The 5,317-nt window shown below is 70.8% G+C and carries 6 protein-coding genes and 2 rRNA genes; 5 read left to right on the top strand and 3 right to left on the bottom strand.

What is annotated here, in order from left to right; translation table 11 throughout:
* Positions 1–667: type IV secretory system conjugative DNA transfer family protein (locus tag CA983_RS40320; protein WP_158101937.1), on the top strand; the 667-nt coding region annotated here is incomplete at its 5' end.
* Here the strand turns inward: CA983_RS40320 and CA983_RS40315 are convergent.
* Complete coding sequence (locus CA983_RS40315; RefSeq protein WP_086605648.1) at positions 656–1,225, bottom strand: GNAT family N-acetyltransferase; 570 nt, start codon at positions 1,223–1,225, stop codon at positions 656–658. The two genes, CA983_RS40320 and CA983_RS40315, sit on opposite strands and share 12 nt — an antisense overlap.
* Before the next feature lie 94 nt (positions 1,226–1,319).
* Here CA983_RS40315 and CA983_RS40310 point away from each other — a divergent pair, with 94 nt between their 5' ends.
* From CA983_RS40310 to CA983_RS40295, 4 genes are read left to right on the top strand one after another with little or no spacing between them, the layout of a single operon-like run.
* Positions 1,320–2,240: an ABC transporter ATP-binding protein gene (locus tag CA983_RS40310; protein WP_086605647.1), complete on the top strand. Its 921-nt coding sequence runs from the start codon at positions 1,320–1,322 to the stop codon at positions 2,238–2,240.
* Entirely contained in the window at positions 2,237–3,016 is a 780-nt protein-coding gene (locus CA983_RS40305) for an ABC transporter permease (protein WP_086605646.1), read from the top strand. Before CA983_RS40310 ends, CA983_RS40305 begins: the two co-directional genes overlap by 4 nt.
* A gap of 24 nt (positions 3,017–3,040) precedes the next feature.
* Positions 3,041–4,294 (top strand): sensor histidine kinase, encoded by a 1,254-nt coding sequence (locus CA983_RS40300; RefSeq protein ID WP_086605645.1) that lies wholly within the window; start codon positions 3,041–3,043, stop codon positions 4,292–4,294.
* A complete protein-coding gene (locus CA983_RS40295) occupies positions 4,291–4,962 on the top strand; it encodes a response regulator (RefSeq protein ID WP_086605644.1) in 672 nt (223 codons plus the stop codon). Before CA983_RS40300 ends, CA983_RS40295 begins: the two co-directional genes overlap by 4 nt.
* A 58-nt stretch (positions 4,963–5,020) precedes the next feature.
* On the opposite strand, the gene rrf is transcribed toward CA983_RS40295, so the two are convergent.
* Together rrf and CA983_RS40285 are read right to left on the bottom strand one after the other, a co-directional pair.
* Positions 5,021–5,137: ribosomal RNA gene (rrf, locus tag CA983_RS40290) — 5S ribosomal RNA — on the bottom strand.
* 86 nt (positions 5,138–5,223) lie between these two features.
* Positions 5,224–5,317, bottom strand: a 23S ribosomal RNA gene (locus CA983_RS40285); the annotation flags it as partial.

Genomic DNA, 5,317 nt, shown 5'->3' with positions numbered 1-5,317 from the left:
CCTCACCCCCGTCCGCCCCACCGCCAAACTCGACCAAGCCCTCAGCGACACCGCCGAGACACTCCTGCGGAGCTATCTGCACGCCGCCGCCATCGACGGCCGCACCATCCGCCACGTCCACCGCTGGTCCCAGGGCACCCAGATCCAGGACGCCGTACGCATCCTCCGTACCAACCCCAAGGCCGCCCCGGGCTCCGCGGGCGAACTCGAGGGCGCCCTCACCGCCCACCCCGAACGCCGGGACATGGCCCAGCAGCTGACGACCCGTGCCCTCGCGGCCCTGTCCACGGTCAACATCCGCGAGGCCTGCACGCCCAACCGAACTGATGCCCTCGCCTTGGATTCCTTCGTCCTTGAAGGGGGCACGCTTTATGTGGTGGGTGAATCCATCGAGGACCCCAGGACGAACCCGGGCGCGATGCCCCTCCTGACGGCCCTCGTCTCCAGCGTGGTCGAGCGCGGCCGGCGCATGGCCGAACGGTCATCCTCCGGTCGCCTCGACCCACCATTCACGCTCGTCCTGGACGACGTCGCCGCCGTGGCCCCGCTCCCCCAGCTCCCGGAGCTGCTGGCCACCGGAGCGGACCGGGGCCTGCCGACCCTGGCCCTGCTCCGCTCCCGCGAACAGGGCCGCGCCCGCTGGCCGCACGACGAACTACCGGTCTGAGAAGGGCACCCCCGCAGAGCTCCGCTCGAGTACGAACTCCAACTCCAGCTCCCCGGCGTCCCCCAGCGGCACGGTCAGCCCGCTCGGCACGAACCCCGCCCGGCGATAGAACCGCTGCGCCCGCCCGTTCTCCTCGTGCACGATGAGCCGCACCCGCTCAAGACCCCGCCCCCACGCCCACTCCAGAGCCGCGTCGAACAGCACCTCGGTCAGCCCGCTCCCGCGCTCCTCGGGCCGTACGAACACGCCGACGACATGCCCCTGCTTCCGCTCCACCGGGAACCCGGCCCAGTCCGTCGTCCCGGGCTCCTCCACGAGCACGGTCAGCGTCCCCACCCACTGCCCGTCCGGCCCCTCGGCGATGATCTGCTGCGCCGCGTCCGCCCCTTCGGCGGCACCGGCCGTCCGCTCCTGCCAGAAGGAGTCCGGCCTGGCCGCGGCCTCCTCGTACGTCTCCAGGAAGGCCAGGTGCGCCACCGGATCCCGCAGCGCCGCGAGCCGCAGCTCCTTCGCCGCGGCCCACTCATCAGCACGGACGGACCGGATCACATAACTCATGCCGGCAACGGTAGTACCCGGGTACGACACCCCTCACCCCGATAACCACCGCCGGTCCGACGCCCGCCGCCCCCGCCCGGACGACCATCGAAGCATGCTGACGGCACACGAACTCACCAAACGCTACGGCGACCGGACGGTCGTCACGGACCTGTCCTTCACCGTCCGCCCCGGCACCGTCACCGGCTTCCTCGGCCCGAACGGCGCCGGCAAGTCCACGACCATGCGGATGATCCTCGGCCTCGACGCCCCCACCCGCGGCCACACCACCGTGGGCGGCCGCTCCTACGCCGCCCATCCCGCGCCCCTCACGGAGGTCGGCGCCCTGCTGGAGGCCCGCTCGGTCCACCCCGGCCGCACGGCCTACCACCACCTGCGCGCCCTCGCCCACACCCACGGCATCCCCCGGGCACGAGTCGAACAGGTCCTCGCCCTAACCGGCCTGACCGACGTCGCCCACCGCCGCGTCAAGGGCTTCTCCCTGGGCATGGGACAGCGCCTCGGCATCGCCGCCGCCCTCCTCGGCGACCCGGCCACACTCATCCTCGACGAGCCCGTCAACGGCCTCGACCCGGAGGGCGTGCTGTGGATCCGCAACCTCCTCAAGTCCCTCGCCGCCGAGGGCCGCACGGTCTTCGTCTCCTCCCACCTGATGAGCGAGATGGCCCTCACCGCCGAACACCTGGTCATCATCGGCCGCGGCCGCCTCCTCGCCGACACCACCGTCACCGACTTCGTACGCGACTCCGGCGCGGGCACCGTCAAGGTCGTCACCCCGCAGGCCTCCGACCTCGTACCCCTCCTCACCGCACCCGGCGTCGACATCACCACCGACACCCCCGGCACCCTCCAGATCCGCGGCACGGACGCCGAACACATCGGCCGCACGGCAGCCGCCCACGGCATCCCCCTCTACGAACTGACCCCCAACGCCGCCTCCCTGGAGGAGGCCTTCATGGACCTCACCCGCGACGCGGTGGAGTACCCGGCGACCCTCGAAGGAGCGGCAGCATGACCACGGCGACCCTCCCCCACCGCGTGACCCCGGCCCGCGTCCTGCGCTCCGAGTGGCACAAATTCTGGACCCTGCGCTCCACCTGGATCACCCTCATCGCCACCAGCGCCCTCACCGCCGCCATGGGCGCGGGCCTGGGAGCCGCCTACGACGGCACCGGCGAAGGCGGAATGGACACGGTCGTCTTCGTCCTGCTCGGCACCCAGTTCGCCCAGATCAACCTCGGCGTGCTGGGCATCCTCGCCACGGCCGGCGAGTACTCCACGGGCCAGATCCGCGCCACGATGACCGCCGTGCCACGCCGCCTGCCCGTCCTCTGGTCCAAGGCAGCCGTCCTGGCCGCGATCGTCTTCCCCCTCACCCTGCTGACGAACCTGGTCACCTTCCCCCTCGCCCAGTCCTTCCTCTCCGGCACCGACCAGTCCGCCGCCCTCGGCGACTCCGGCGTCCTGCGCGCCCTCGTCGGCAACGCGGCCGGCCTCACCCTCCTCGCGGTCCTCGCCCTCGGCATCGGCGCCCTGGTCCGCTCGGTCCCGATGGCCATCGGCGCCTTCATCGGCCTCATCATGATCGTCCCGGAGGTCCTGGCCATGCTCCCGTACGAGATCGTCGACGACGCCGTCCGCTACTTCCCCGGCAAGGCCCTGGAAACCCTCACCACCGCCCAGCCCCTGCCCGGCACGGCCTCCCCGGGCGCCGCCCTGCTCGCCATGGTCCTGTGGACGACGGCGACCCTCACGCTGGCCGCGACCGTCCTACGCCGCCGAGACGTCTGACAAGCGGCATCGGAAACCCGCACGATGAACCCCGTGACGGAAGACGAAGACCGGGCGCCGGAGCCCCTCACCGACTACGCACACCGCCTCACCCGCAGGCTGCGCGCCTTCGACCGACGCCACCCCCTCCTGTGGGACGCGCACATCACCGGCTTCTGGGTGACAGCGGCCCTGATCGACTACGTCGGCGGCGGCTGGCGCCACAACGCCCACCACCTCGACGTCCCCGGCTGGCTGCTCCTCACCCTCAGCCTCGGTCTCTCGATCCCCCTCCTCTGGCGACGCACCCACCCCCGGGCCGTCCTCGCCGCCATGGCCCTCTTCGCCCTCGTCAACGCATGGACCGGCGCGGCCCTCCAGGCAGCCCTGCTCCAGCTCGCCGTCGTCTACCACATCGCCCTGCGCCGGCCTCTGCGCGACCTGTGGTGGGCGACGGCCCTGGTGATCGCCCCGGTCCTGGTGTCGGTCGCCCGCCACGGGGAGGGCACCTGGGACCAGCAGATCGGCTCGCAGCTGATGTCCATCACCGTGGCCGCCCTCATCGGCGTCACGGTCCGCACCCGCCGCAACTACACCGAGGCCCTGGAGGACCGCGCCCGCCGCCTGGAGACCGAACGCGACCAGCAGGCGCGACTCGCCACCGCCGCGGAACGCGCCCGCATCGCCCGCGAGATGCACGACATCATCGGCCACAACCTCTCCGTCATCACCGGCCTCGCCGACGGCGGCCGATACGCGGCCGCCAAGTCTCCGGAGCGCGCCGCCCAGGCCCTCGACGCCATCGCCACCACCAGCCGCCAGGCCCTCACCGAACTCCGCCGCGTCCTGGACGTCATGCGGGAGGAGGAACAGCACGACCAGGCCGACCTGACCCCCCAACCCGGCCTCACCGACCTCGACCAGCTCCTCGACGGCGTCCGCTCCGCAGGCCTCCCCGTCCACACCACCACCCACGGCAGCCCCACCCTCCCTCCAGGCCGCCAGCTCACCGTCTACCGCGTCATCCAGGAAGCCCTCACCAACACGCTCAAACACGCCGGCGCAGGCGCCACCGCGGAGATAGAGCTGTCCTACGAGGACAAAGGAGCCGTGACAGTGACGATCACGGACACAGGCAACGGCAACCGACCCGACGGCCCGGCCCGAGGCGGTCGTGGACTCCCCGGAATGCGCGAGCGAACCGCCCTCTACGGCGGCACACTTGAGGCCGGCCCCCGCCCGCACCCAGAGCACGGCTGGCGCGTCCGCCTACACCTCCCGGAGGAAACCCCGCAGTGACCACGGTCCTCATCGCCGACGACCAGCCCCTCCAGCGCTTCGGCTCCCGCATGCTCCTGGAGAGCCAGGACGACATGACGGTCGTGGGCGAGGCCGCGAACGGCAGCGAAGCGGTCCGCATGGCGGCAGAACTGCACCCCGACGTCGTCCTCATGGACATCCGCATGCCCGGCCTGGACGGCATCGAGGCGACCCGCCGCATCACGGCCGCCGGCGACCGCACCCGCATCCTGATCGTCACGACCTTCGACCTGGACGAGTACGCCTACGCCGGCCTCCGCGCGGGCGCCTCCGGCTTTCTGGTCAAGGACGCCCAGCCCGAGGAACTGCTCTCCGGCATCCGCGCGGTGGCCACCGGCGACGCGGTCGTCGCCCCCAGCCTGACCCGCCGCCTCCTCGACGCCTACGTCCACCACCTGCCGACCGACCCGGCTACGGACACCGCGCCCCAGGAGGATCCCCGCCTCGCTTCCCTCACCGACCGGGAACGGGAAATCCTCACGGTCATCGGCAAGGGCTGGACGAACACGGAGATAGCCACGCGCCTCCACCTGGCCGAGTCGACGGTGAAAACCCACGTCGGCCGCATCCTCGCGAAGACCGGTTCCCGCGACCGCATTCAGGCAGTGATCCTGGCGTACGACACAAAGCTGGTCCAGCCGTCGTGACATCCCCGTGAAAACACAAAAAGGCCCACACCGTAAGATGTGGGCCTTTTCAAAAATTGTTCGGCGGCGTCCTACTCTCCCACAGGGTCCCCCCTGCAGTACCATCGGCGCTGTAAGGCTTAGCTTCCGGGTTCGGAATGTAACCGGGCGTTTCCCCTACGCTATAACCACCGAAACACTATGAAACTGTCAGCCGCACCACGCTGTGGCAGCATGGGGCTGTTCGTGGTTTCAGAACCAACACAGTGGACGCGAGCAACTGAGGACAAGCCCTCGGCCTATTAGTACCGGTCAACTCCACACGTTACCGTGCTTCCATATCCGGCCTATCAACCCAGTCGTCTACTGGGAGCCT

This window comes from Streptomyces swartbergensis (genome assembly GCF_002148965.1).
GTDB lineage: Bacteria > Actinomycetota > Actinomycetes > Streptomycetales > Streptomycetaceae > Streptomyces > Streptomyces swartbergensis.
This window is presented reverse-complemented; position numbering and strand designations above follow the sequence as displayed.

Bases quoted from the DNA above. Each gene is read 5' to 3' on its own strand.
- CA983_RS40315 (WP_086605648.1), bottom strand. From the start codon at position 1,225: ATGAGTTATGTGATCCGGTCCGTCCGTGCTGATGAGTGGGCCGCGGCG.
- CA983_RS40310 (WP_086605647.1), top strand. From the start codon at position 1,320: ATGCTGACGGCACACGAACTCACCAAACGCTACGGCGACCGGACGGTC.
- CA983_RS40305 (WP_086605646.1), top strand. From the start codon at position 2,237: ATGACCACGGCGACCCTCCCCCACCGCGTGACCCCGGCCCGCGTCCTG.
- CA983_RS40300 (WP_086605645.1), top strand. From the start codon at position 3,041: ATGAACCCCGTGACGGAAGACGAAGACCGGGCGCCGGAGCCCCTCACC.